A 23,969-nucleotide genomic window follows, 5' to 3' on the forward strand; every position below is an offset into this window, starting at 1 on the left:
TGCCACCTTGATGGGTATCCGCCTCCCCTTTGACTAAACATAGAAAAAGGCTGGAACGCGTCATCCGTTCCAGCCTCTTCCTAATGTTCTTAACGATTCGCCGTTAGTCCCATGTTCTGACTAACTCAAAGATCAGTGTTTGCGGTTCATCGGCCGCCGCCACCAAATCCAGAGGCTGCTAAGCCCCAAGCAGACGATGCCGACAGCACTCAATAGTGCTCCGACACGCAAACCTGGTGTGCGGTAGGTCAACTTGATGTGGTGGGTCCCGGCGCCTAGTTCCGCGCCCACGAAGCCATCGTTGACCACTTGGGTCGGCGTAGTCTTCCCGTCAACGGTCAACCGCCACCCCGTTGAATACGGAATCGAGGTTGCTAGAACGCTGGCCTGGGTCGTGGTCAGATCGCCAGTCACCCGGTCGTCACTGACCTTGGCATTCTGGAGCCCCTGGCGCTGGACCTGGTGAACCTGCTGGTCGTAGCTTCGGTTGAACGGCATCGCAATCAATTTGACTGACTTGAACGAGACCTGGTGGGTGGTGTTGAACGTAATGTCGATAGTCTCCCGATTCTTCTGACTATAACCCAGGTTTAACAGCACCTTACTCTTGGGCTCGTAATCCGAAAGGTTATCCAAGCCCAATTGGGTGAAGCTCTTCATCTGATCCCGGGTCTTCGCCATGACCCAGTAACCGCCCAAGTCCGGTGACTTCACGGCTTTTCGCCAAGCATTCAGCTTAGTCAGGTCCGACCGTGGCGTGGCCCCTAACAGACTGGTATTCTCCTGAGCCTGCAGCTGTTCGTTGGTGGTCAGACGTTTGGACTGTAACCCGTCAAAGGCCAGGTACAGTTCCGTCCCCTGGGCCAGCTTTGGCCGGTCAATGGTCAGCGTATAGCTGATCTGGTGGCCCTGCGCGTCACTGGTCATTTGCCGTAACCCGTGCGCGTTGGCCTCAGTGGTTGCGTCCAGGATATTTTGGTTCTCCTGCAAGATGTTCCTGACCGCCTTAGGATGCTTGTCCAGCCCCGCCATTGGCGCGTACTGCTTGACTTCCTCCGGCGTCATCATCCCGTCTTCGTCCAACGTCAACTTAGGCATCTTCAGGGTCTGACCGAAGCTAGCCGACTGCTTGTTGTTCAAGTTATCTTTCTGTCCGGCAAACGCTTGTTTTAACCGATACTGGATCAATTTATTGGTGTTGTTAATTACCGGTACCGCGTTAGGCGTGACCGTATAATCCAGCTTGCGGGCCGGCGACTGGTAATCCGCCTGGGTCACATTTTTAGCCTTATGCGTGGTCACGGCCGCCTGCGTCAGGCTCCGGGCCCGGTCAGTCGCCGGTAACTTCAGCCACTGCTTCCGGGTCATGGCCTGCGATTGGGTGTAGACCAGCGGGAAGGCCAGGTCAGTGGTCAACAGCTGCGTCCCCGTCCCGTTCGACAGCGCGTAAACCGGCTTTTCGTTATAGACCTTCTTACCGGCCTTGTATCCGTAAGGAATCGCCATCTTATCGGCCACCTGGTCCTGACGGGCAAAAATCGTCTTGACGCCCAACAGGTGGTTCATGGTACTTCGGTTGTCCAGTTGGGTCATCGGGGAGTTCATCTGGTACTGCGAGTTCTGCAGGTCCTGACTGAACTGCCCCACGTACCCGTTCTCCACGGAGAAGTAGGACATCACCCCGTGCAGTTGGTGGAACATGGCGTAGTTGTTCCCGGCAGTCCGAAAGACGTTATAACTGGGTAACTGGTTAATCCGGCTAAACGTCTTCTCGGCCTTGGGGACTACCTGGGCGCCATCGTAATACTTGGTCAGGTACTGGGTCGCGTCCTTGCGGCGTAACTCCTGGGTGGCCTGCTGGCTCAGGTTGGGGTCGTAATACCCCCACGCGTTGCTGACCAGGTTCATCCCCACTAACACGCCCACTACGGGAATCACGACCTTAGCGGGTTGCTGGCCACTCCCCACCAACGCGGCGGTCATAGCCAGAAACAAGCCATAAGCCAGGAGATCTCTCGCAGGGTTGTCGAAGGTCGCCCCGTTGCTCAGGTAGACCAAGATCAAGAGTCCTGCGGCGGTTCCCCCGATCCATCGGCGGTCGCGGGTGGTCAGGGTAGTCACCTGATCCGCCAACACCATGGTCGCAAGGTTTAACGGAATCGCGGCCAGGAGAAGCCACCGGTTCGAAGGCGTCGATAAGACGTTGAAGAAGGCCGCCACAGCTGGGAAGACCAGCCCGACCAGAATCGCCGTTAAGGTCAACGCCAAACTCCAGTTTTGTTTCCAATGGAGCAAGGTATAGACGCACCCGAAGAAGGTGAAGCCCGTCATCCCGAAGACGACCCAATAGGTCAGCCCATTTCCGGTAGTCAAGACGGTATTCGCCAGGTTCAAGTAGTAGTTGATTGGGTAGAGCCACAGCCCGTTCGCAAACTTGGTCACGGCCCGGGTCGAGTGCAGCATCATCAATAGCGATGGCACCAGGAAGATTCCCGATAAGAGGATGCCACTCCCGGCCGCCCAGATAAAGCGTCGCAGAACCTGCCAACCACTGGCTAGCAGCGTCCGGTCCACCTTCCGCCGAGCGAAACGGATGGCGGCATAGAACAGGCTCCCCAGTCCCAATATGTACGCAAAGTAGAAGTTACTGAGAATCGCAACACCGGTCACCACGCCCAGGGGCACCCAACTCTTGCCCTGCAAGATCCGTTCGATTCCCACAAATAACAGGGGCATCCAGATCATTGGCAGTAAGAAGAACGGGTGATGCACCCCAATCATCAGCGAATAGCCGGTGAAGGTGTAGGTCAAGGTCCCCAGCAACTGGCTTCCAGGCTTAAAGCGGTACAGCTTAGCCAAAGGCAGGAACGCGAGGCCCGCCGCGTAGAGGCGCAGAATCACCATCCACGCGAAGCCCGTTTCCAACCAGCGCGTGGGTAACAGAGCGTTCAGGTACGCGAACGGGTCACCCAACACGTAATAGGACAAGGTGGTTAACTTATCCGCACCCAAGCCCAGGGTCCAAGACCAGCCCGCGAGACCGTCCAATCCCTGAGCGACCAATAACCGGTGTAGTTCCAAGATCATGGGGTAATGTTGACTGATGCCGTCTAGATACCAGATAAAGGTCCGATTACTGAGACGGAATATCCCAAAACTCAGTGCGGCAATCACCACAAAGGCCGCTGTATACAGGACAAACAACGGCCACCGGTGACGTCCAATTTTCATAGTGGCAAATCCTCCTTAAAAATGCACAGTTGAAGTCATTACTCCCAATGTACAAATCCCGTCGCGCCGTGTCAATCATTGTTGCCAACCTTTAGCCAAACGGTAATATTTTGACGCAATTTTGGTATCCCCAACATTTTCCGATTCCCCTAGACGTAAAAAGGGCCCGCATCATACGATACGAGCTCCTCTCACACATACATTCATATTCTGCTGTTCAACGCGCGACCACCAGGAAACCCTGGCCTCAATCCGGCCGCTACGTTATCCGCCAGCATCCTAAGCGTACACCCGCACCCTACGGAAACCAACTAATTTGACCCGTAATTCCCCGGTTAGAGAATTGGTGAGAGTAGGCGTGACGCCGTCTGCTTAAACTTAAGGTATAGCGATTGTTGGTTGAACTTTTCAGTCGTAATCAGTTCGCTGTGCCGCATATCGGCTTCGAAGATGTCTTCCAACTGCGTGGCGATGGCGCTGTCGTAGATGAACGCGTTGATCTCGAAGTTCAACTTGAAACTACGGTAGTCCATATTCGCCGAACCCACTGAGGCAATCTTACCATCGACCACCATGGTCTTGGCGTGAATGAAACCGTTATGGTAGTAGTAAATCTTCACGCCGTCTTCGGCCAACTGCCGCGCATAGTACTGCGTAGCCCGGTAGACGAAGGCGTGATCCGGCTTATCCGGAATCATAATGCGGACATCAATGCCCGCCATCGCAGCGATCCGCAACGAATCCAAGACGCTGTCGTCGGGAATCAGGTACGGCGTCTGGATCCACAACCGCTTCTCAGCCGTCTGAATCAGGCGCATGTACCCCATCTTGATCTGTTGCAGGTCGGAATCCGGACCACTCGAGACGATCTGTAAGCTGGTCTCCCCCTTCACCTTGGTGAGTGGGAAGTACTGGTGGTCGATCACACTATCGTCAAAGGGGTGGTCCTTATCGGTCGCGTTCCAGTCCAGCATGAAGCGGGCCTGTAACGCGAAGACTCCCGACCCCACGATTCGCAGGTGGGTGTCGCGCCAGTAACCGAACTTCTCCTTACGCCCCAGGTACTGGTCGCCGATGTTGAAGCCCCCGACGTATCCTATGCGCCCATCGACCGTCACGATCTTCCGGTGATCCCGGAAGTTCAGCCGAAAGTCAATCACGGCCGAACGGGTCCCTAAGAAGGGCTCCACGTGACCACCGGCGGCCATTAAGGGTTTGAAGAACCGTTTCCAGGTCCCCATCGAACCCCAAGGGTCGTAGATGACCCGGACTTCGACGCCCTCTTGCGCCTTCTTCACCAGCAGATCTAAGACTTCGTTACCAATGCGATCATTATAAAAAGTATAGAACTCAATATGAATACTGGAAGTTGCACTCTCGATATCTTCCAACATCGTATGAAATAATTCATGGCCGTCAGTAATCACCCGCACGCGATTCTGCCGTGCTAGGAAAGCCGAGTCCGTCGACATGAACATGTTGACCATGTTGATCACGGAGTGGCTGATTTTATCCGCCGGCATGATTTGGGTGCCAATCTGTTCACGTTGTTGCGACAACCGTTCATCCAGTTGAACCGCTACCTGGTGCTTCAAGCGAAACATCCGGCCCTTGGGTAGCTTCCGGCCGATAAAGGCGTAGGCGATAAACCCAACAATGGGCACCAGCACCAGCACCAGCATCCAGGCCCAAGTTGCGGCGATATCCCGCTTCTCCCGAAAGACCGTCAGAAAGGCTAGGACTGCGTTAATAATGATAATGATTTCGATAACCATACTCCACGTCATGGCTTTCCCTCCTTCACTCCTTGCCTTTTTATCATACGCCAAAACAAACAAATGTCTTTACTTTTTAGAAAATTTCGGCTTACAATGGCGATAAATTTAAAGGGGGAAATGATCTTGTTAAGTTTACCCATGACCCTGATCGCCGGACTCCACGGAACCAGTCCTTTTCGGGTCTTCCACTGGCTATTCCGCGAGAACCCCGGCATCGCAATCATCTTTATCGCCGGCGTTCTTCTGTACCTGCTCTACCGGTATAACAACCGCCGCTGACCACAAACGGGACCGCCGCGTTTAGACTCGCGACCGTCCCGTTTGAGTGCCCTTGAGGGGGCTTTTTTTAGTTAAAAGGCGGCTGCCGCGTCCCCGCGCTGGCTATATCCCGTCTGATAATCGATCTTCACGCCGCTCTGAATGTTGAAGATGTAGACGTTGTAGGCAATATCCTTGGTCTCAATCGACTGGGCCTGCATGTGCACGCCCCGCGCGACCAACTCGTTGCCCCGAAAGACCGGCTGGACTTGGTAACGGACGTGGTCTTGCGGATGACTGCGCAGGTAATTCGCCACCGGATTCTCGTAAGCCGTCATCCCTGGATCGTTCAACGACCGGGTCCCGGTCATCAGGTTCTTCCAATTATTATTCTGGCCGGTCATCTGATACCCGATCAAGTGACTCCGGTTATACAGGTAGCCGCGCTTGCCGTTGATGGTGTACGGCTTATTATGCCACCCCGTAGGCGTCACGTTCAACGGTTGCCGCTTAGCGGTGGGCATCAACTGCTTGCTGAGCATCGCGTTCGCGGTGGTGACCCGGTTAAGGCTGTCCAGATTGCCGTACTTCTGCCAGGACCCCCGACTCAGTGACAGCTCCTGCTTGGTAAAGGTCGGCTGATTGTGGTTGACCGCAACGATCTGGGTCCCCGTATACTTCTGTTGCGCCAGCTGCTTGGTCGCCACCGATTCTTTGGGGGTGACGGTACTGGTCGCATTCGAGTGCCCCGTTACCTGACTGACCACACTGGACGCTTGCTCTGTGATCCGTTGGGCCGTTGGATTCCCCTGGCCACCCAAGAAGCCGATGATCCCTAAAACGATTAGAATGACCGCCCCATACACGGTGATGGGACTACGCCGCGACCGGCGTCGATAGCGTTTACTCACGCCTAAAACTCCCCTCTCATCTCTGCCAAATTGATTCGGCTTTCATTTTACCAGAATTCAGCGAACAAGTGTGCGCTTTTTCACCCAGAACGCATTTAGGGAACTTAACCCTTTCTTAACGACCCCCGCGTTGATCCAGTCTTTACGGTATACCGCCTTTACCCGACTAAGTCCCCGGCGTTGTCCCTTTGCGAAAAAACTGGTATGATTTGCGAAGAGGTGACTAACATTGAAAAAAACACGTGTTTTAACCGCGCTCTTAAGCCTAGTTGCCGTGATGGCAATTGGTTTAGCCGGTTGCAGTAACAGTAGTCAAAATGGCAGTAACCAACAAGCTAGCTTCAAGAACCAGACCACTAAGAAGGCCGACGTCAAGTCTACGCTGACCAAGTCCAAGCAACTCTGGTACGTGGCGGGAAACGTTAACGCCAAAAGTAACTCTGGTTTAGAGGCTTACCGGTTCAACGGTAACAAAGTCACGGTCTACAACGTTGATAAGCTCTACAAGTCTTACAACGCCGCTAAGAAGGCCGACGCCTTAAGCAAGGCCGGCACGTTAACGGCAACCTTTAAGACTAAGGGGAAACAGACCTTGATTAAGTTCAAAGGAAAATTATCCGATATTCCGATGGCCCAAAAGTTCACGGTCAAGAAGACACTGACCGGAACCAACAAGAGCACTAAGCTCAAGGTCGCGGGTTACCACATCTCCCGGAACGTTGACGAAGACGTCACCAAGGCCGTGTTGATGAAAGTAACGAACAACTAAGTATCGCTGAAGGCGCGTGGGCGCACAGGCAGTTGCCAGCTTCGCCCGCACGTTTCAGCACCATATCGTTAAGAACAGCGAAAGTCTGGGCATTTTGTCCCAGACTTTTTCTTACGCTTAATCAAGGACAGATTGTGGTAATCCCCCGCCTTACCGGTTGGGCCCGAATGCTGCGACCTGATGGCGAATCATGTTCCGCTATGGTTATACGACTATAAACCGAGAGGGCGGATGACCATCATAATGATTTTGTTTTAAACCCGGTCCTAATAAAGCTTTACCAAGCCTAAGGGTCTATGTCCGATCGACAGCGCCAAATATGCCACTATCATTCGAAAAAGCGCTGTAAAATTGTTTTGGCCTTACAGAGCTAAGCTTAATTTGCTTTTATTTCCCGTTTACGGCTTCTTAGCAAAAATTTAGCAAAATGTAACATAATATATAGATTATCAAACCGATTACTTTATATCAATAAAATAAATTTATCTCCTGATAACAAGGCCAATTTAGCCTATAATTCACAGTTATCAATTAGAAAAAAGTAATCCAACCCCCAGAATATCCCGTTTTTTCGGGCTCTTCGTTTCTACTTATGGTTTCAATCATTTTAGCATTAATTTTCTTCATAATTTCTTCACATTTACCGGTTATGCTACAAGCATACCAAAAACCTATTAACCAACCTTTTTCATTTTATTCACCAACTTAAAATGAAATGCTCGCCCTAACCAAGCGAGTAGCGCCGTCCCCTAACCAAGGACGGTTTTTTTGTACGCCTTTTTAAAGAACTAGACTGGGCTTACGCCTCCGTTGCACGGGTCCACACCTCGTAACGGCCCAAAAAAGCGCCGACTTTCAAACGATTTTTGGTCTGAAAGTCGGCGCTTAATTTTAGTTACTAGATAGACTACCCATTAACCGGTCTTTCTTCCGGTAATAGTCCCGGGCAAAGTCAATCAACGGTCGCATCGGCAAAACGGCAATCGTCCCCGTCGCAATCGCCGTCCAGCGAACCGCATCCGGGTGGGCTTCTTCAAAGGACGCCCCCACCAGATTGAAATCATCATAGGGTTCTAGTTCCACGTCCTGATAGTCGACCCAGACGGTCTGACCATCCCGAAGCACCGGCGCGATCTCCGTATGCGTTGGCCGGTCAATCGTTGATTCGGCCAGGTGCAGGGCGGTACAGCTTTCGTAGTCCGTGCCCAACGCCACGATTTTGGCGTCTAAGTCGTACAGCTTCTGGAGGGGTCCCTGAGCGCCGAACGGCAAATCATAAGTGGGCGTCTCCACAATGTGGGCACTATCGCGGCCCCACGCGCACATCGAGACCAACGGGTGGCGACTCCGCCGAGTCCCTGGTAACGTCCGGAAGTATTCCGGCGTCTTCCCGATGTTATGAATCGGTGTAAGGTCGGGATCAAACGGCGGCATCCCCGCGCGAATCGCTCGCGCTGCCGCCGGAGCCGCTGGGGGATATTCCCAGTCGGCGGGATTCGACCAATCAGCCGTTTGGGCGGGCATCACGATGTTACCCTGGGCCACCAGGTCCTTGAGGAGTCCCACTAGGGTCTGTTCCCCACCGGGTAAATACCCCAGGTGACTTAAAGCCGTGTGCACCAACAGACTATCCGTGGGCTGAACCCCCAGGTCGACCAAAATTTGTTTGAGGCGCTCCGGGGCCATCACCTGGGTCACCGGGTGTTGCGTCCAATTCGACATCTAATTTCCTCCTTAAAATGAAAGCCGAGAGGACGGCCAGACGAGGCTCAGCTGTGAAATTTTCCTTGGTACGCATTTTTCAGCTCACCTAGGAAAAGGCCAACCTGTCCTTTGGAATCCAAGTTGTGCCCACGGCGTTCCGGCCTTGTCTGGCCGTCCAGTAAGGCGAATGACAATCGCAACTATTTTGGTTTTACAGCGCTAATCTTAGACTATTTCGTTTAAATTATGCTAATGAATCCCAAGGCGCCAAGTCAACCGGCTGACGCTTGAGTAAGGCCTGCTGATCGGCCGTCAAGAAGTCCTTGCGAACCACGACTTCGTAGACGAAATCTTCCATCCATTCGTCGGTCATCACAAAGTACCCCTTGGCACCGTTCTTCTCACCCCAGCTATTTTCTACCTTCCACCGGGTCGGTTGATTGTCCACTAGGTCGACCCCGGTCAGGGTCATGGCGTGGGAGACTTCGGCTTCGTGATAAGCCATCCGTTGCCCCTTAGTCAGGCTCAGGTCGATACCGAACAGATCCGCCGTTTTGTAGAGCTGGCTATCCAAGAAGCCCCGTTCGCGACTCATCTGTTGCAAGACGTCGTTCCCGAACCAGACGGCTTCTCCCGCTTGAAGTTGGGCGATGGCCGTGCGCTTCAGTTCCGCCATCGGCAGGTTCAACATAGTGATGTGCTTCCCACCCACGATGTTGTCCTGGCTCGGCAAGGCGTACAGCTCATTGTAGGCCTTATCCGGTGAGTTGGCGAGCACCACGTAGTTGTCCAGGTCCGCGTCAAAGTACTTCTGGTAGAAGGCCTGAGGCGTCAGTCCCGCATCATGGTGATACTGCTTCTTGTCGTCCTTGTATTCCAAGTCAAAGGTGGTCGGTGGCTCACCGAACGAATAGGCCGCCATCCGGTAGACTTCCTTTAAGGCTTGCTTGCGGGTCGCCGCAATCTGCGCGTCGTCGGCACCGTCCGCCACTAATTGACGTAAGGTCACCGCGTCCTTGCGCAGTTTCAGGCCCAGCGTGGCCGCAAAGCCCGTGGTGTCGTTGGTGTTAAAGGATTCCGGCATGGCACTCTTGGGTAAGACCCCGTACTTTTGGACCAGGGCAGCCCCCATGGCCCACTGACCGCCATCGCCGGCTGCGCTTTCCAGGTAGTGACTGACTAAACGGTCGTCGACGGGCTTATCGGCCGTGGCCAGGATGCGGTCGTAGAAGATGTTGGCCCGTTCGACCTTGTCCCAGAAGAACAGGTAACTCTGGGACAATTCGAAGTCCTTGACCTGATACTTCGCGGCGAACTGGTGCCGTAACGTGTTCAAGGTCGCGAAGAGCCAGCACCGGCCGGAATGCTTCTGGTTCGATACAGCTCCCGTGTCGAGTTCCACGGAGAAGGTCCGGTTCAACCGGACTGCGGCGGCGGGGTCCTCCGAAGCCGCTAAGACCCCGTTCTTGATAACGGCGCGACTGATCACGTCATGGGCGGGCTGTTGGGTCAGGTCTGCGTGTAAGTCCGCTAAGTCCGCGGCGCTTAACGCTGAATTGGTTTGTGTTTCATCCATCAATGGTCCCTCTTTCTCATTTTATGAGAACTCTCATCAATCTCTCATAATTATAATATCCCCATTCTAAGCCTTCCGCCGCCAAAGCGCAATTATTGCTACAAAAAACGGACCGTTGGGTCGGTCCGTTAAGTGACTCATCTTGTGTTAGTCGCCTAATCAGGCGCCAAGCCCCGGTCTAAGAAATCGACCAGGTAGGGAATCCGCCGGCTAAAGGTTCGTAAATCTCCCTGGAGATTCGCCCGGAGTAGGTTGGTCATCACGGTCCCAATCAAGAACTGACTGACCAAGTCATTCGGCCAAGCGACCAACTCCCCGGCTTGCCGCAGATGATCGAGCAACGGGTACAGGTTGTCCCGAAGCACCGGCGTCGCCTCTTGGATAATCGTGGCCCGCAGATCATCGCGGACCAGCATCTCATTCAAGAGAATCTTGATTTCCCGCCAATTGCCCTGCAAGAATTCGGCCCGGTTGGTCAATAACGCCTGCAAGAATTGGCGGCGAGACGGGTAAGTCTGTTGCATCACCTGGTGCGCGAACTCCCGCATCAACGTGGGAACCACTTGCCGCACCACGGGTTGTAACAACGCTGCTAAGAGGGCCTCCTTGGTGTGGTAGCGCCGGTAGACGGTGCCTTCCGCAACACCTGCCCGTTCGGCGATCTCCTTGGTCGTGGTGTTGGCAAAGCCCTGCTCCGCAAAGAGCGCGAGGCTGGCCGCCAACACCTGTTTTTGTTTAGCTGGAATCTCTTCCGTGGCCGCCATGGCTTGCGCGAAGGCGGTCTGAATCGCTGTCTGTTTGTCCATTTTAAACCCTCCGATACCGTTTCAACCCCACGACGTTCAAGACCGTAAAGACCACCGCGAACAGGACCAGAATCCAGAGGTCCCCGGCCACGGCTCCCAGGCCAACGCCACGGGTGGCGACGTCCATCAGAGCTTGTCCGCCGTAATATAGCGGGAAGATGTGGGCCAGCCCCTGGAGCCAGGTGGGCATCTGATCGACGGCAATCAGGCCGGAGAAGAAAATCTGCGGCACGATCAGTAGCGGGATAAACTGCATCATCTGGAACTCCGAATTGGCAAACGTGGAGATGAAAATACCTAGCGACAGCGCCACCATGGCCAATAAGAAGTTGATCAACAGGATTACCGCTACGCTGCCCAGCATGTGGACCTTAAAGACCGTTAACGCGAACGCCACGGTGAGCACCGTCTGGACGATGGCGAACAGTCCGTATCCCACCAGGTAGCCCGCGATAATCTCACCCCGCCGAATCGGCGTAGCCAGCAGCCGGGTCAACGTGCCGGTGGTCCGCTCATTCAGTAGCGAGATACCGGAAATCAAAAAGACGAAGAAGAACACGAAGAAGCCTAACAGAATGGGCAAAAAGGTGTCAAAAAACGTCGAATCCGCACTGCCGTATAGGTAATGACTGGTGACGGTGTAATCCGGAGCCGTCACAGCCGCCGACTTAGCTGGCGTGCGGACGGTCTGCCCGGCCTGAGGGCGCTGTTGCAACAGCGTCTTTAGGACCTTAGTCTGTCGCTGTAGCGCCTGCCGCTGGGTCTTGGTAGCCGCCACGAGCGCCTGAACCTTGAGCTTAGTCCGGGCGCCCTGCAAGGCCTGGCGAACCAGTGCCGTATCACTGGGCTGACTGTTCTGGTAGATGACCGTCAACCGGCCGTCTTGCTGGTGAATGAAGGCTGCCAAGTTGTCCCGCCGAATCTGGGTCCGCGCCGTGGCCTGCGCGTCGTACGACTTGATCTGGGTATGCGAGTTCTTCAACGCCGTCACCAGCTGAGAATCAACCCGACTGACCCCGATGGTCGCCACGTTGGTCGCGTTATTTTGGAACAAAAAGTACATCAACGTCAGGATCAACAGGGGTGCCAAGAACATCAGCGCTAAAGTCCGCTTGTCCCGCACCATTTCCCGTAAAACCCGTTTAACGATCGCGATGATCCGCATCTTGCATCCGCCCCGCTTTCAAAAAGACTTGTTCGATCGTCGACACGCCATGGTCGTGCTTGAGCGTCGCCGGCGTTCCCTGGGCCAGCGCAACGCCGCCCCGAATCAGCATTAAGTCGTCACACCGTTCGGCCTCCCCCATCACGTGGGTGGTGACCAGGATGGCCTTGCCCTGGTCTCGCAGCTGGTCCAACTCCGCCCAGATCTGCTGCCGCAGTTCCGGGTCGATGCCTACCGTGGGTTCGTCGAGAATCAGGAGGTCCGGGTCATGCAGTAGCGCAATGGCTAACGACAACCGGCGCTTCATCCCCCCGGAATACGCGGTGATCCGGCGATCCAGGTCTGCTGTGAGATTGACCACCTGAGCGGCGTGCGCGATGGCGGCCGTTAAATGCTGGCCACGCAAACCCAGCAACTCGCCAAAGAAGCGTAGGTTCTCGCGAGCCGTTAACCGCGTATACAGGGCGTCACTTTGTGCCATGTACCCGATGCGTTGCATGATAGCCCGGTTAGGCATGGTCGTGCCCAGTACCTGAGTGGTCCCGGCATCGACGCTTTCCATCCCCAACACAGCCTTGACTAGGGTGGTCTTCCCCGCCCCCGAAGGACCAATCAGCCCTAAGATCTTGCCGGCCGGTAATTGCAGGCTCACTCGCTTCAAGACCACGTTGGTCCCAAAGCGCTTGGCCACATCCCGGACATCGATCATCAGTGTTGCCATCGAATCACGTCCTTTGCTTAGTATGTGAGTGCTCACTCACTTATAAGGCCATCTTAAAGCGGGTTGACCACTTCGTCAACCCGCTTTTTCACTTCTATTCTGCTGAACTGGGGGTCTCATTCGCGACGGCGCGCAAGGCAAGCTGTTGAATCTGGGCGACTAACGCGTCATGGTCGGCGACTGGAACGTCGACCAATAAGGCATCCGCCACGGCTTGCCGGAGCTTCACGATTTCCGGGTAGATGCGCTCCCCCTTCTTGGTCAGGGACAGCTCATAGACCCGCCGATCGTTCTTCGACTGGCGCTTACGCACGTAGCCGAGGTTCACTAATTGGTTCACGGCTCGGGTCACGTTGCTGGGATTCAGATAGGTCAAGCTGATTAACTTATCCTGGGTCATTCGCGGCTGTTCATGCAACCGCAAGATATAGTAATACATGCTAGCATTCAACCGGTAGGGTTGGAGACGGCGGTCTAACGCGATCCGCGTGTACCGGTTCGCAATCGACAGCCATTTGAGAATATCTGAATCGTTCGCAGCTGTGCCCATGAACCAAGCCCCCTCTCATCAAATTACGTGCGCAAGCATATACTAAATAGATTGAAAAGTCAACTGATTCGTTTCCAAGTAAAAAGCGCTCCAGCCTTAGACTGAAACGCTTGGAAGCCCTTAATAGGCCACGGAATTAATATTGGCTCGCTTGGTCTTGGTCGAGGTCCAGAATGGCACCTTGACCACCCCTACGACCTTATCTTTATCGACAAAGCCCCAGTAACGGCTGTCGTTGGACACACTCCGGTGATCCCCGAGAACGAAGTACTTGCCCTTAGGGACGACCGTGACGTGCTTACCCCAGCCATTCTGCTTTCCTAAGCTAGCTAAGGTCCAGTTCCCGGTGCCGGAAGTTCGTTCGCTCTCGCTGATGAAGCTTTGCTTGATCTTCTTATTATTCACATAGAGGTAACCGTTCTTGCTGGCAACCTTATCGCCGGGCAAGCCGATGACCCGCTTAACGTAGTTCGTATGGGTCTTGGCGGACGGATCCTCACCGTACGCGTCAAAGACGATGACGCTCAGATGCTTGATCTTAGCGGGCTTTAACGCCACAACTTTTTCCGCGTTATCCAGGTTCGGCTCCATGGATGGCCCATCGACCCGCACTCGGGTGAAGACGAACGCCTTAATCGCAAAGGCGATGGCTAACCCAATCAATACGGGGACAACCCAACTCATGATTTCTTTTGTTTTTTGCATCGATGGCACTCCTTATAAAACAACGATTTAATGATTTACTTAACGGGAAGCTTTCCCGCAGTCGGTCCCCTGGGGGACGACACTCAGGTCTAGAACTGTTATTAATCTTACCATTTACCGTCCTAAAACCCTACGAATTGACCTAAAATTAATTTATTTGTGACAAATATTGGCATAACCCGCCGGAGGCCCCTTGCAAATTTGTCAGATTCCAGCAATAATGAAGGACAGAGATTACTGCGACCGTGACACCCACTGGACCGCCATTCTGCTAAGCAGAGTAGCGGTCCAGTGCTTTACGGCCATTTCGATATTAAGATTATTATGAAAGGGCTGACTACTTTGGAACCATTACTTTCTCGTCGCCGGCAGATCTGGCTCACGCTGCTCTTGGGAACCGTGAGTGCCACCGGACCCCTAGCCATTGACCTGTATCTCCCGGCGCTTCCCCAGATGCGGACGCAGTTCATGACCAACGCCTCGTTAATGCAACTGAGTATCACCAGCTGTCTGGTCGGATTAGCTCTAGGCCAACTGATTGCCGGCCCCTTCTCCGACCAGTACGGGCGTAAAAAGCCGTTGATCATCGGCTTTTTAATTTTCGGCCTGGTCTCCTTAGCCATCGCCTTTATTCACTCGATCTGGCTACTGATCGGACTGCGCTTTATTCAAGGCATCGCCGGCGCGACCGGCCAAGTCCTGGCGCGGGCAGTGGCCCGTGACCTGTTCTCTGGGAAAAAGCTGACCCGCTTTTATGCCATGCTGAACACGGTCAACGGGGTCTTCCCGATCATCGCGCCCATTATCGGGGGCTTCATGATCCACTACGTCGATTGGGAGGCCATCTTCGTCTTACTGGCTTTCATCGGTCTGGCCATCGCCTTAGCCGTGGTCTGGGGATTGCACGAGACCCTGCCGGTCAACCAGCGTCAGGCTGGCGGCTACAAGAGTGCCTTCCTGGCCATGGGCGGACTGGTGGTCCAACCCGCCTTCTGGCCGCTGATTCTGGCAACGGGGCTGGTCTACGGGGCCCTCTTCAGCTACATCTCGGCGTCGACCTTCGTCTTCCAGACCGGGTTCGGTATGCCTCCGCAAACCTTTAGCCTCCTGTACGCTTTCAACGGACTGGGCATCGTGGTTGGGAGCAACCTGCCGGGGCAACTAGCCAAGCGCTTCTCGAACCGGCAACAATTGACCGGGCTCCTGCTAGCGGCCATGGCCGTGAGTGCCGTGCTCTTGGTATCGCTCCTCTTCCCCGCCAACCTCTGGCTGGTGATTGGCCTGGTCCTCTTATTAGTCATCTTGATTGGGGCGCTCTTGACGCTGACCGTTACCGTGATCATGGACCGCGCCACCACCAATGCTGGCGGGGCCTCGGCCGTCATCGGCTTGTCCCAAAATGCCTGCGGTGGAATCGCGTCGCCCCTAGCCGGGATGTCCGGTAGTTCCTACGCCGCCATGGCGACCATGCTCTTCGCCTGCAGCGCTGGGGCCTACGGGCTGATTCGGTTCCAGGGTCACCACCTCGACCATTAATCAGCTTCCGCTACAGACAACCCTAATTTAACTTGTAAACGCCTAAAAGGCGCGTGCTTCGACTGACCCGAAGCGCGCGCCTTTTGCGTTGTCTTTACTTAGTACATCGTTACCAGGAAGCAAGCGTCTCAAGCCTCCAGGGTCAGCTGGCCATCCATCAGTTGGTAGACGTGGTCGGCGAACTCGCGGAGGCGAAGGTCATGGGTGACCACCACAACGGCCTTATGGTGGTCCTGGGCCAGCTGTTGAAGGATGCGTCCCACGACCTTGACTCGATCGCTATCCAGTGCCGCCGTAGGCTCGTCCGCCAAGATAATCGCGGGATCCTGATACAGGGCCCGGGCAATCGCGACCCGCTGACTTTGTCCCCCGGACAGGTTGCCCGGGTACTGGTCGACGATTGGCGCAATCCCCAGTTCGTCCAAGAGCTGGTGTAGGGCCACTGGACTCAGGTTGCCCTGCGGCTTGACCCGGTCGACTAAGGCGAACTGGTCCCGGACGGTCAGGTACGGCACCAGGTTGTGGGCTTGCAGAATGAAGCCAATCTGGTGTAACCGCAGTTTATCGCGGTCCTTGGCCGCCATGCTTGCCAGGGCCTGCCCGTCAACGGTCACCCGGCCATCTGTCGGCGTTTGAATGCCGCCGGCGATGGTCAAAAAGGTACTCTTCCCGGAGCCGGACGGGCCTAAGACTAGGCTAAGTTCACCGGGTTGGGTCGCGAAGTTGACGTCGTTTAGGACTTGAACACGACTCGTTCCCTGACCAAAAAATTTATTGACGTGTTGTAACGCTAATGCGGGCATCTGCTTATCCTCCAATCACGGTCACGGGATCGACTTTCAAAATCAGTTTCACTGGAATCAACGCACCCAAGATCCCGGTCAAGAGGATGCCGCCAGTGACCCCCGCCAAGAGTGGCAGGTTAAAGCTAATCGGTACCCCTAGCGGCAAGATCCGCATGGTGGCCACCGTCAACAGAGCGCCCAGAACTAAGCCGCCAACGACCAAGATGAAGGCCTGGCTCAGTGTCGTGCTGACCAAAAACTTCGACGGAATCCCCTGGGCACGCAAGACGGCGTAGTTGGGCAGCTTCTGCATGGTCAGGATATACAAGAAGACGGCGATCACCACTACCGCGATGATCATCAAGAAACCGATCATGAAGGTAAACGTGGTGTTCTGGGCAGAATAGCCCGGTAACTTGTTGATGAAGGTCTGGGTACTGTAGGTCTTCAACGGACTCGGCACTGCCTGGTGGGCCCGCTGAGAAACTACGGCACTGGCCTTAAAGGCGGGAGTGACCCCACGCAAGGTCCGCCATGCGCCCAACGTCCCGTAGACTACCGGGGCCACGCTCAACTTAGCGTTTTTGGTGAAGCCCACGATGGTGTACTTGCCATCCACGGAATTTAGGGTCACGCGGTCACCCAGCTTGTAGCCCTGCTGCTGAAAGGCGGTGTCCGCGACGATTTGACGATCGTTACGGGCTTTATGCCCCGCCGTCAATGTCAGGTTGCGGGAGATAAACTGCTGGGGTTGTAGGCCTAAAAATTGGGCGGACAGGTTGGGGCGTTGGCTGGCTTTAGCCACGACTCCCGCTTGTCCCAGATACGCTTGCGAACGCTTCAGGGTCATTTTATCCGCAGTATCGGCAGTAATCAGCGACTGGGACAGGCTGACGTTGGCGTCCTTATCCAAGGCCACGCTCTGCGCTTGCCAAGAATCGATGGCCTGCGTGTTTTGCTGCGCTAGCCCGTAAGCCAGGCCGCTTAAGACATAGACTAAGTAACTGATCAGGAGAATCATTCCGATAATCAAGCCATACCGGAGCTTCTCGTGACGAATTTCTTTTAAAGCTAAAAACATCTGTTTCCCTCCTTAGGTCTAGTCCGCTAACGCCCGTAATGCGGTCTGGAACCGCGCTAGACTGGCCGTTCGACTATCCGGACGTAACATAATCTCTTTAATCGTGGCGTGGCTCAGGACCATGGCCGCCCAGACGGGAGCCGTCATGGTCGCCGGAATGGCGGGCGCCACGGGCAACAGGCCCTCGTTGGTTTGAAAATGGCGTTGGATTAACGCGTAATAGGGGCTGGCAGTCGCCTGGTCCACGAAGTCGCGGACCGCCGCGTAAGTGGCCGCTACGTCCAGGTCGCTTACCGAGGTCGGCACGGCCTGATGAATCTGGTCGAGGGCCAAGCCGTACAGGTACTGATACGCGTCGGTCAAGTCGGCGAAGTACTTATAAAAGGCCCCGCGAGCGATGTCGGCCTGCTTGACGATGCGGGCGACTTGCGCCGTGGCTAGTGAGTGGGCTGAAAATTCTGTGAGTAACGCCGCCGTGATGCGGTCGCGTTTGGGTGCAGTTAAATGGTCAAAGGTTGCGGTTGGCATTGAAACGCCTCCTGAAAATAATTAGTGACACCGTGTCACTTTTAGTTGATGAATTGAGAATAGCACGTTGGTGACACCGTGTCAACTTTAGGCGTTTCGGTACCGGAGATTGTTAAATTATTGTCTAAAATCGTAAATTTCTTGTGTGATTGTGGCCGGGACGCGCCACTAGTTCGGCCGTATGGTACGCTTGATTCACTAACGTCTTCGGGGAGGAACCACCATGTTGACCACTATCGCAACGGGTATCGTGGCTTACGCATCGACCAGTATTGATTGTTTGATTTTACTGACCATTCTATTCGGGATTCATGGCAACTCAGCCAACCGCGCCATCTACCTGGGTGATTGTCTGGGAACCACGGTACTGCTTCTGATCAGCGGCCTTTGTGCGTATCCGTTACGCAGTCTGCCCCAAACCACGATTATGGGTGTCCTGGGCATCTTTCCGATTCTCATCGGGCTAAAAACGGCGTTCACCGCACCCCAAGCTCAGGATTCCTCTCAACTGACTAAGTCTCGGCACCGCCTCTCCTGGACCATCGCGACGTTGATCATTTCGACCGGCGCCGACAACATCAGCGTCTACGTCCCCTTACTGACCCAGGCTCTATCCTGGCAGATTGTGGTCTTGATCATCACCCTGTTTGCCATGCTGACGGTCTTCTATTGGGCGGCCAAGTGTCTGGCCCAGTTGCCCTACCGTCACTGGTTACAGCGCAACGGCCACTATGTCACAGCAGTCTTGTACCTGTTCATCGGGTGCTCACTGCTGTTTCGCGCCTACGCCCCTTAATGTTTCATGTGAAACAAAAAACGCCCGGATTCGTCAGCACACACTGACCGAATCCGGGCGTTTATCTTACGTTAGTCTTGCTTAGTCATCAATGGATACCGCCGGGTGACCCGGCTCGTCAGGTAGACGCCTAACGATAACCCCAGCAGGAGCAATAACGTGGTCCCACCGAAGAAATCCAGCTTCTGTAACCAGGAATACCCGATGACCCCGATGAGCCACCATGCGAAGTTCCAGCCCACGGCTAATCGTTGCTTGAGACCGAAAACGCTGACCGCCAAAATGGCGAATAACGGGGAGAAGACCGCGCCAATCGCGTACAAGAAGTTCTGGTAGAAGGTCATCGAGACCCCTAACGCGATAGCCAGCCCCACCACTGTGACGCCGACACCCCACAGGTTCACGTGGCCCCGGTGCACCAAGTTGTTCAAGTTGGTGGCCGCCGAAAAAGCGTCCATGAAGGTGGTGGTCACGGTCGAGAACACGATCACCAACAGAGCCAAAATTCCGATCTTCGACTGGGCTAAGACGGCCGTGAAATCTGCTTGACCCGTTAAGATCACGGTGAACAGGCCAATCGCAAACATCGCGACGCTCCCCAGGAAATACCCGCTCACGCTGACCAGGCTGGCCCGCCAGGGTTGCGTGGTCTTGCGGGTGTAGTCCCCAATCAAGGGTAACCAGGACAGGGCCATGGTCACGTTCAATTCAACGGCACTTCCAAAGCTTAACGCCGCACCGTGACTGGGATGGACGTGCCCGGTCGCCAAGATGGCGCCCATCATAACCAGCATCCCCACGGCCAGAAGAATCACGACTAGGTTATTCACCCGAAACAGCCAGTCGTGGTCTAGGAGGAGCCAAACGATGATCAAGGCCGCCACGATGCTGGCCATTAAGACAGCCGAGTGGAACCCCAGCAGGTGCTGAGAAATACCGTTCATCGCAAGCTGGGCGTTGACGATCATCACGGCGGTCCAACCTAATAATTGCAGCGCGTTCAAGAGGGAAAAGAGCCGGACGCCCCAGGGACCAAAGACCGTCTGGGTCACCCCAATCGCCGACTGGTGTTGCTGAGCGGATAAGTAAGCCGCCGGCAACAGAAAGAGGCCACAACCGATCAAGTGCCCCACCAGAATCGCCGCTAATCCCCGTTGCCATCCTAATGGGGCCATCAGGGTACCGGTCACGATCTCCGCAATCGAGATTGCCGCGCCAAGCCAAAGTAAAAAGAGGCCATGTAACTGTGTCTTCATCCAAAAAACTCCTTTGATTTACAAAAACGACTCCCGCTGGGTCGAGTCCGCGCGAAAGTCGTTTTAATCGAACACTTTCCTTCGCAAGTCCTAACTTAACAGGTTCAAAGGGATCGAACGGTCGTTCATCTCAGCCCAATTGGGGCACCCCTAGTGTTTTCGTATTTAGATTTACTTTCATGGTACCGTTATCACTGCTAGAACTCAAGTCAATCCGAGTAATCCCAAGTGAGGGGCGGCGTGGATTCGGCCAAGAAACGGGTATACTGCCCTTGCGGCTGGTCGGTAGCTAGTGGCTGACCATCCACCCGATTCTGTGCGACGTACGCCGCAATCTGGGAGAGCGCCATCCCACTGAGCCGCAACCGCTTGATCCGACTGAGCCACTGCAACGCACTGGCGTCTAAGGTGCCCTGGGCCGTGGTCGTAATCAATCCCTGTTGCTGGTAGACCTGCACCGCCGCCGGTGTGAGTCCCACTAATTCTGCTGCCTGCTGAACCGTGTAGTCTGTCATGCTAAAAGCCCCCCCGAACCACATCCTGTTAGGTACGCGTTTGTTCTTAATTATTAATAATAAATTTTAATAATTGATTTTAGTAATTAATTGAGATTTGTGATTTTCACAAGACCATATTTCTAAGATACCTGCTCTTGCAACCCAGCACAACCCTCTTTACACAAGTCATGCAGAACCTTTACATTCCGGGGGTTAGCGCACTCTTTTTATTACTTTTTTGATAATTAAGCTCAAAAAAGAGCCGGCATCAAACCGACTCTCTTGTGATTAATGATTAAGTTCATCAGGACCCGCAATCTTAAAGCTAAAGCTGTGACCCGTCTCGGCCGAAATATGGTATTCCGGCTCAACATCCGCGCCCCAACTATCAATCCCACCGACGCCTCGCACGGCGCCATAGATGGTCAGGACCGTCCGGCGAGCAGGCGGTAATTCTTCCTGGTGCGTTGCATTTTCCAGTTCCGCCGCCGTATACGGCAGGCAGCTGAACGCAAACGGCTCATCGGCTTGTTGAACCGTCAACGAAAAGGCCTGCTGGTCCGGGTCGGCGTTGTTCAACGTGGTCTGCCGGGTGACCGTCACCCGTTGCGTCTGCATGTGCATCCCGTTTTCTTGCGGCACCAGGTACGGCGTCACGGGCAAGCCGTCAACCTTGTAAGTACCCGGAATGCCCCCAGCCATCCGATCGGGGTAGGTCTCTCCGGACAAGCCCTGGTAACTGAAGCCGATGGCCATGGTGGGCGCAATCAGTTGGAGCCCTAACGCCGGTAACTCGGGCAAGCCCGGTTGGCCCGTGTAGTTTTCCTGAATCGTAAGTTGACCCGTTGCATCCACCGTGTAGACCACTTCGACCGTAGTCGCTGGAACCGTCGTGGTGGTGTAAGTGAAGGTCAGGCTGACCGTATCCGCCGTTTCGTGGTCGCTATAACGGTTGTTTTCGGGCGCAACGGGGAGTGTGATGACCTGCCCATTGACCGCCACTTCGATATCGGTGCAGGGACTGAAGAGATCCGCCCCCAGCCACATCGCGGCATGCGCCGAGAAGTGGTTCCCCCGGTCGTTATCCGTGGTAGCGCGCCAAAACGCCGGTTTAGGAGTCCGGTACAACCACTCTTTACCGTACTGTTGCAAGGATTCCAGGCCACCTTGGTCATAGCTAAAAATGTAGTGGAAGTGCTCGCCCACTAGTCCCAGGGTCGTGTCGCCGTAAATGACGTGTAACTTAGTCGTCGTAGTTGCCATAATAGTGGCTCACCTCCTGAAGTGCTGGTTTCGGAGTCCGGTCCGCAAACAACAGACCGTCACCGGAGAATTCGTAGTCGGCTGGTCGGTCGTCAAAGTCTCCGCCATACCGCAGAACATCGCGGCCCGTGACCTCATCTTTGACCAACAGGGCCTGGTCGATGTAGTCCCAGATGAAACCACCCTGGTACATCGGGAACTCATCCAGCAAGTCCATGTAACTTTGCATGCCACCCAAGGAGTTTCCCATATCGTGCATGTATTCGCAGTTGATGAACGGCTTTTGCGGATCGTGTTGCAGGTAGTCGCGAATGGCTTTAGGAGGATCGTACATCATACTTTCCATGTCGGAAATGCGGTCGGTGTAGTCCCGGTTACGGCAGACGCCTTCATAGTGGGTCAACCGCGTATCGTCGTGGTCCTTGTAGAACTGGTTCATCGCGGCGATATTGTCCCCCGCGTAAGATTCGTTTCCCAGAGACCAGAACAGGATGGCCGGGTGATTCTTGAACGTCTGGTAGTTACTGCGGGCCCGGTCCAGAACCACGGCACGCCATTCTGGTAAGGAACCCGGTACGTTATACGAGGGTTCAACGGCACCGAGCTTCTGCCAAGTTCCGTGTGATTCCAAGTTGTTTTCGGCCATCATATAGATTCCCGCCTGGTCACAGAGGTCGTACCACACATCTTGATCCGAGTAATGGCAGGTCCGAACCGCGTTGATGTGGGCCTGCTTAAAAATACTGAGGTCGCGGTGCATGTCCGCTAGTGAAACGTTGCGGCCCGTCCGCGCATCCCATTCGTGCCGGTTAACGCCGTTTAAGATCAGACGCTTACCGTTCAACAACATGACCTTGTCCTTTAGCTCGAGGCGCCGGAAGCCGACTACGTAAGGAACGACTTCGATGACGTTGCCCTGCGCATCCAGTAATTCCAGTGTCAGCTGGTAGAGGTACGGGTCGTGGTGTTGCCAGAGGTGGACGGTTGGCACGGTCAAATGGGTAAAGCTGACCGTGTCATCCGCCGAACTTGTCCGCTCCAATAACCGCGCACCCTGAGCATCGCGTAAGGTCAGGTGAACTTGGGCGCCGTCAAACGTATCGGCCGCTAACTGCGCCGTGACGTTTAGATCCCCCGTCTTCAGGTCATCTTGAACGTTGGCGCGGATGGTCAGGTCATTGACGTGTAACTTCGGCTGGGCCAACAGGCGCACGCTGCGGAAGATTCCCGAGAACCGGAACATGTCTTGGTCCTCTAAGAACGATGCCGTGCACCGTTTGAAGACCTCCACCGTAATCAAGTTATCGCCCGGTTGCAGGTAGGGGGTCAGGTCAAATTCGGAACGGGTAAAGCTATCCTCGGCGTACCCTACAAAATGCCCGTTCAACCACAGGTAGAGGGCCTCTTCGACCCCATCGAACTGCACGATGACCCGCTGGCCTTGCAGCCCCGGATTCAGGGTAAAGTGCTTGGCGTAAGCGCCGACCGTGTTATCGGGGGCCTCACTGAACATCCCCGGTTTCCCGGTCCGGTCACCTAACGTGTAGGCCGGCCGTCGATAATGACTGCCTTCCCACGGATAAGCCGTGTTAATGTATTGAATCTGACCATACCCGGCCAATTCGATATGGCCCGGTACCTGAATCGTGTCGAAGTTGTGCCGGTCAAAGTCCGGCCGATAAAAGCCTTGTGGGCGTTCCTGCGGATTGGGCGCAAAGGCGAACTGCCAAGTCCCATCCAGCGACTGCTCCAGCTGGTTGGTCCCCTGGTCCGCGTCGGTCACCGTTGCGTAGTAATGGTGATCACTATGCGCTGGTAATTGGTTGACCCGGAACGTCTCCGGATCGTCCAGCCACTTCAATTCTGCTTGCAACACCAAAACCTCCCTTTCGGATTCTGAGTTTAAAACGCTTACATTATTGCTTAGGGTCATTGTACTACACCTGTGGCCTTAGTTACGAGTTTTACTGAAATTTAGGCAAAAATTTATTCATAGTAACCTGAATTATTCATACCTTTCAAAAAAGTCGTCAGTTTTCATGTTTTTCAAAAA

21 protein-coding genes and 1 riboswitch are annotated in these 23,969 nt (G+C 54.6%); of the genes, 4 read left to right on the forward strand and 17 right to left on the reverse strand.

What is annotated here, in order from left to right; translation table 11 throughout:
* Positions 1-132 precede the first annotated feature (132 nt).
* Positions 133-3,231, reverse strand: a complete 3,099-nt coding sequence (locus FD30_RS00505; RefSeq protein WP_056943465.1) for a YfhO family protein — start codon at positions 3,229-3,231, stop codon at positions 133-135.
* A gap of 335 nt (positions 3,232-3,566) precedes the next feature.
* A complete protein-coding gene (gene cls / locus FD30_RS00510) occupies positions 3,567-5,018 on the reverse strand; it encodes a cardiolipin synthase (protein ID WP_056943466.1) in 1,452 nt (483 codons plus the stop codon).
* 114 nt (positions 5,019-5,132) lie between these two features.
* Here cls and FD30_RS11480 point away from each other — a divergent pair, with 114 nt between their 5' ends.
* The gene (locus tag FD30_RS11480; protein WP_156652545.1) at positions 5,133-5,288 is read left to right on the forward strand and encodes a hypothetical protein; all 156 of its coding nucleotides are present in this window, start codon (positions 5,133-5,135) and stop codon (positions 5,286-5,288) included.
* 71 nt (positions 5,289-5,359) lie between these two features.
* On the opposite strand, the gene FD30_RS00515 is transcribed toward FD30_RS11480, so the two are convergent.
* The gene (locus FD30_RS00515) at positions 5,360-6,178 is read right to left on the reverse strand and encodes a DNA/RNA non-specific endonuclease (RefSeq protein WP_056943467.1); all 819 of its coding nucleotides are present in this window, start codon (positions 6,176-6,178) and stop codon (positions 5,360-5,362) included.
* Positions 6,179-6,407: 229 nt separating this feature from the next.
* On the opposite strand from FD30_RS00515, the gene FD30_RS00520 reads away from it, so the two are divergent.
* A complete protein-coding gene (locus FD30_RS00520; protein WP_056943468.1) occupies positions 6,408-6,947 on the forward strand; it encodes a hypothetical protein in 540 nt (179 codons plus the stop codon).
* Between the two features lie 891 nt (positions 6,948-7,838).
* Here the strand turns inward: FD30_RS00520 and FD30_RS00525 are convergent.
* From FD30_RS00525 to lepB, 7 genes are all read right to left on the reverse strand, one after another.
* Positions 7,839-8,669: an AAC(3) family N-acetyltransferase gene (locus FD30_RS00525; protein ID WP_056943469.1), complete on the reverse strand. Its 831-nt coding sequence runs from the start codon at positions 8,667-8,669 to the stop codon at positions 7,839-7,841.
* Positions 8,670-8,895: 226 nt separating this feature from the next.
* The gene (locus FD30_RS00530; RefSeq protein WP_056943470.1) at positions 8,896-10,227 is read right to left on the reverse strand and encodes a C1 family peptidase; all 1,332 of its coding nucleotides are present in this window, start codon (positions 10,225-10,227) and stop codon (positions 8,896-8,898) included.
* Between the two features lie 155 nt (positions 10,228-10,382).
* Positions 10,383-11,033: a TetR/AcrR family transcriptional regulator gene (locus FD30_RS00535; protein WP_056943471.1), complete on the reverse strand. Its 651-nt coding sequence runs from the start codon at positions 11,031-11,033 to the stop codon at positions 10,383-10,385.
* A gap of 1 nt (position 11,034) precedes the next feature.
* A complete protein-coding gene (locus FD30_RS00540; protein ID WP_056943472.1) occupies positions 11,035-12,198 on the reverse strand; it encodes an ABC transporter permease in 1,164 nt (387 codons plus the stop codon).
* Positions 12,176-12,919, reverse strand: a complete 744-nt coding sequence (locus FD30_RS00545) for an ABC transporter ATP-binding protein (protein ID WP_056943473.1) — start codon at positions 12,917-12,919, stop codon at positions 12,176-12,178. The genes FD30_RS00540 and FD30_RS00545 overlap by 23 nt, the downstream gene beginning before the upstream one ends.
* Positions 12,920-13,013: 94 nt before the next feature.
* Positions 13,014-13,469, reverse strand: coding sequence for a MarR family winged helix-turn-helix transcriptional regulator (locus FD30_RS00550; protein WP_024748028.1), 456 nt, complete (start codon positions 13,467-13,469; stop codon positions 13,014-13,016).
* A 120-nt stretch (positions 13,470-13,589) separates the two neighbouring features.
* Complete coding sequence (lepB, locus tag FD30_RS00555; protein ID WP_056943474.1) at positions 13,590-14,174, reverse strand: signal peptidase I; 585 nt, start codon at positions 14,172-14,174, stop codon at positions 13,590-13,592.
* Positions 14,175-14,516: 342 nt separating this feature from the next.
* Between lepB and FD30_RS00560 the strand changes: the two genes are divergently transcribed.
* Positions 14,517-15,710 (forward strand): multidrug effflux MFS transporter, encoded by a 1,194-nt coding sequence (locus FD30_RS00560; RefSeq protein ID WP_225426476.1) that lies wholly within the window; start codon positions 14,517-14,519, stop codon positions 15,708-15,710.
* Between the two features lie 128 nt (positions 15,711-15,838).
* Here FD30_RS00560 and FD30_RS00565 read toward each other — a convergent pair whose 3' ends face one another.
* Genes FD30_RS00565 through FD30_RS00575 form a run of 3 tightly spaced genes read right to left on the reverse strand, consistent with a single transcriptional unit; the run spans position 15,839 to position 18,104 of the window.
* A complete protein-coding gene (locus tag FD30_RS00565) occupies positions 15,839-16,513 on the reverse strand; it encodes an ABC transporter ATP-binding protein (RefSeq protein WP_056943475.1) in 675 nt (224 codons plus the stop codon).
* 4 nt (positions 16,514-16,517) lie between these two features.
* The gene (locus tag FD30_RS00570; protein WP_056943476.1) at positions 16,518-17,576 is read right to left on the reverse strand and encodes an ABC transporter permease; all 1,059 of its coding nucleotides are present in this window, start codon (positions 17,574-17,576) and stop codon (positions 16,518-16,520) included.
* Positions 17,577-17,594: 18 nt separating this feature from the next.
* Positions 17,595-18,104, reverse strand: a complete 510-nt coding sequence (locus tag FD30_RS00575) for a TetR/AcrR family transcriptional regulator (RefSeq protein WP_056943477.1) — start codon at positions 18,102-18,104, stop codon at positions 17,595-17,597.
* A 223-nt stretch (positions 18,105-18,327) separates the two neighbouring features.
* Here FD30_RS00575 and FD30_RS00580 point away from each other — a divergent pair, with 223 nt between their 5' ends.
* The gene (locus tag FD30_RS00580; RefSeq protein ID WP_056943478.1) at positions 18,328-18,900 is read left to right on the forward strand and encodes a cadmium resistance transporter; all 573 of its coding nucleotides are present in this window, start codon (positions 18,328-18,330) and stop codon (positions 18,898-18,900) included.
* Positions 18,901-18,971: 71 nt separating this feature from the next.
* Here the strand turns inward: FD30_RS00580 and cytX are convergent, their stop codons facing one another.
* The 4 genes from cytX to FD30_RS00600 all read right to left on the reverse strand — a co-directional run bounded on the left by cytX (position 18,972) and on the right by FD30_RS00600 (position 23,789).
* Positions 18,972-20,156: a putative hydroxymethylpyrimidine transporter CytX gene (gene cytX, locus FD30_RS00585; RefSeq protein ID WP_056943479.1), complete on the reverse strand. Its 1,185-nt coding sequence runs from the start codon at positions 20,154-20,156 to the stop codon at positions 18,972-18,974.
* 59 nt (positions 20,157-20,215) lie between these two features.
* A riboswitch (TPP riboswitch) is annotated at positions 20,216-20,318 on the reverse strand.
* A gap of 47 nt (positions 20,319-20,365) precedes the next feature.
* Positions 20,366-20,671, reverse strand: a complete 306-nt coding sequence (locus FD30_RS00590) for a MerR family transcriptional regulator (protein ID WP_056943480.1) — start codon at positions 20,669-20,671, stop codon at positions 20,366-20,368.
* Positions 20,672-20,941: 270 nt separating this feature from the next.
* Positions 20,942-21,916 carry a beta-galactosidase small subunit gene (locus FD30_RS00595; protein ID WP_056943481.1) on the reverse strand — a complete coding sequence of 325 codons (975 nt, stop codon included), beginning with the start codon at positions 21,914-21,916 and terminating at the stop codon, positions 20,942-20,944.
* Entirely contained in the window at positions 21,897-23,789 is a 1,893-nt protein-coding gene (locus FD30_RS00600; protein WP_056943482.1) for a glycoside hydrolase family 2 TIM barrel-domain containing protein, read from the reverse strand. The genes FD30_RS00595 and FD30_RS00600 overlap by 20 nt, the downstream gene beginning before the upstream one ends.
* Between the last annotated feature and the right edge of the window lie 180 nt (positions 23,790-23,969).

Origin of the sequence: Levilactobacillus namurensis DSM 19117, from assembly GCF_001434785.1 — a bacterium.
In the GTDB taxonomy this organism is placed as follows: Bacteria; Bacillota; Bacilli; order Lactobacillales; family Lactobacillaceae; genus Levilactobacillus; species Levilactobacillus namurensis.